Annotated in this window: 2 protein-coding genes; both read right to left on the bottom strand. The window is 72.0% G+C overall.

Annotated elements, in window-relative coordinates:
* Window positions 1-512 precede the first annotated feature (512 nt).
* Window positions 513-1,559: an LLM class flavin-dependent oxidoreductase gene (locus tag ABZ281_RS45850; RefSeq protein ID WP_356664370.1), complete on the bottom strand. Its 1,047-nt coding sequence runs from the start codon at window positions 1,557-1,559 to the stop codon at window positions 513-515.
* Window positions 1,559-2,065, bottom strand: coding sequence for an SRPBCC family protein (locus tag ABZ281_RS45845; RefSeq protein WP_356664368.1), 507 nt, complete (start codon window positions 2,063-2,065; stop codon window positions 1,559-1,561). Before ABZ281_RS45845 ends, ABZ281_RS45850 begins: the two co-directional genes overlap by 1 nt.
* Window positions 2,066-2,493: the final 428 nt, after the last annotated feature.

Below are 2,493 nucleotides of genomic sequence, written 5' to 3'. Positions count from 1 at the left end.
ATCACACCCGGACACCCCCCCACTCGCCATTCCCGCCTGGCCCGCCCCCGAGCACCGCGCCGCGGCCCGACTCCACCATGGCCGCGACTGCCGCGCGCCCTCGCCCGCGAGCCCCGGGACGACGAGCTGCAGCAACAGCAGGCAGGCCACCAGACCCACCACCGCTGCCCAACGTCGCCGCACCATCAGACCCCTGACCTGCGTTCCGGCGGGGGAACACGGAGTGGACCCGACCCCAGGGCCGACGCCGGACCTGCCCCCCCGACACGGCCGGCTGCGCCTTCCAGTAGGCCGAGCCCGACTTCGCCCCGGCAAGCCCTGGTGTGACGATTCGCCCCATTCGGCCGGTTGACGCCGGCAATCCAACGGAATGCGCTGCCGTCGAGCGGGTGTTCAGCCACCCGTGCTCAGCACCTCACCCGGCTTCGGCGCCCGCACGTTCAGCGGCTCGTCGAAACCGCTGAACGACGTCGTGGTTCGCCTACGACCACTGATCATTCGGAATGACTCGTCTAGATCTCGTGGACCAGCTCGATCGCCCTGCCCAGCGTGTCGAGCCTGTCGTCGAGGGATTCTCCGGCCGGGTAGAGACGGACCGTGTCCACCCCGGCGTCGCGCCAGACACGCAGGCGCCGCCGGATCATCTCCTCCGTGCCGATGAGCGTGGTGGCCAGCACCATCTCGTCGGTGACGAAACCTGCCGCACCGTCCCGGTCGCCCGCCTGCCAGCGCCGGCGGACCTCCGCCGCGACCTCGGCCCAGCCCTGCCGGCTGTAGGCCCGGTTGTAGAAGTTGGTCGACGCGGAGCCCATGCCGCCCAGGCTGAAGGCGAGTTCCTTCTTCCGCCCGGCGACCATGGCGGCCAGCGCCTCCTCGTCCCGGGCGAACGCGACCTCGGCGCCCTGGCAGACGTCGAACCCGGCACGCTCACGGCCGCCGGCGGCCAGACCCTCGTCCAGGGGAGCGAAGTAGGCCTCCGCCGCGCCCTCGGGGACGAAGCTGGTGCCGAGCCAGCCGTCCGCGACCTGGCCGGTCAGCCGCAGCATGGCGGGGGACAGCGCGGCCAGGTAGACGGGCACGGGGTGCTCGGCGCGCATGGACAGGCGCATCGGCACCGCCTCCCCGCCGGGCAGCGGAATGCCGAACTCGGAGCCGCTGTAGGAGATCTTTCCGCCGTCGACGACCTGCCGCACGATCTCCACCGTCTCCCGCATGCGCGCCAGAGGACGGGCGAACGGCACCCCGTGCAGGCCCTCCATCACCTGCGGGCCGGACGGGCCGAGCCCCAGCAGGAACCGGCCGCCGGACAGATTGGACAGGGTGATCGCCGTCTGCGCGAGGGCGACCGGTGTGCGCGTGCCGACCTGCATGACTCCGGAGCCGAGCAGCATCCGCTGCGTACGGGCGGCGTAGAAGCCCAGGGCGGACGGGGCGTCGGAACCCCAGGCCTCGGCCACCCAGCAGACGTCGAGCCCCAGTTTCTCGGCCTCCATGACGAAGTCGGCCTGCCGGGACCAGGAACCGAGAGTCGCCGCCTCGACGGTCGTCGCCGCGCGCATCACGCCTCCGCCCGCTGCCTGATGTGCTCCAGCGTCGCGGTCATGCCCCGCTCGAACTCCCGCAGCCTCACGAACACGATCTTCTGCTCCTTCTCCGGCATGGCGTCGATCGCGAACGACAGACCCGAGCGGCCGGGCCCCATCCGCATCCACTGCGACAACGCGGTCCCGCCGTCCCTCGGCTCGAGCCCGAACCGCCAGACGGCACTGGGCTCCGCCGGGTCTCCGACCGCCCAGGAGAACACCCGCTCCGGATCGCAGGCGATGACGGTAGACGTCGTCTCCCACTCCCCGAACTGCTCGTGCCTGCTCCGGCCGACGAACCGGGCCCCCACGGCCGGCCCGGACGCGTCCTCGGCCCACCGGGCCGACTGCAGCTCCTCGCTCATCTCCGGCATCCGCGTCACATCCGACACCAGCGCCCACACCCTCCCCGGCGGGGCGGCGACCCATGTCGTCACCTCGACCGTCGGTTGGTCCGCGTACCGCGCGCCCGTCCACTCCATCGCGTGTCGGCCTCCTCGTCGACAGGGACTGTGCACACAGAGTTGCGTAATGAGACTCACCAGGTCAAGAGCGCTTGGAGTCAGGGGAGGTGAGAGGGCGTACGGATGTGCCCCGGTGCGCGGAACAGCGCCGACGAGGCCGCGTACGCTACCGATGGCTCCGCCCCCAGGGATCTTCGCGTCTGACGGGCCCGGCGGCGGGGGAGCCATCCAGGACGGCGGTGGCAGAGCCGACGCGTCGGCGGGCACCATGGTCACGGCGGGGCGCGGTCCCGGGAGTCCGCCCGCGCCGGCCTTCGAGCGGAGGACGCGATGGGAACGGCGATGGACGAGCTGTGCGCCACGTTCTGCACGCCGTACGACGTCAAGGGCGGGGTGGCGCTGACCTCGCAGTCGGGCGGCATCGGGATGGCCATCCTGGGCTTCGC

Source organism: Streptomyces sp. NPDC006265, from assembly GCF_040613555.1.
Classification (GTDB): Bacteria; Actinomycetota; Actinomycetes; order Streptomycetales; family Streptomycetaceae; genus Streptomyces.
The sequence above is the reverse complement of the archived record's forward strand: the minus strand, read 5'-3'. Positions and strand labels throughout refer to the sequence as shown.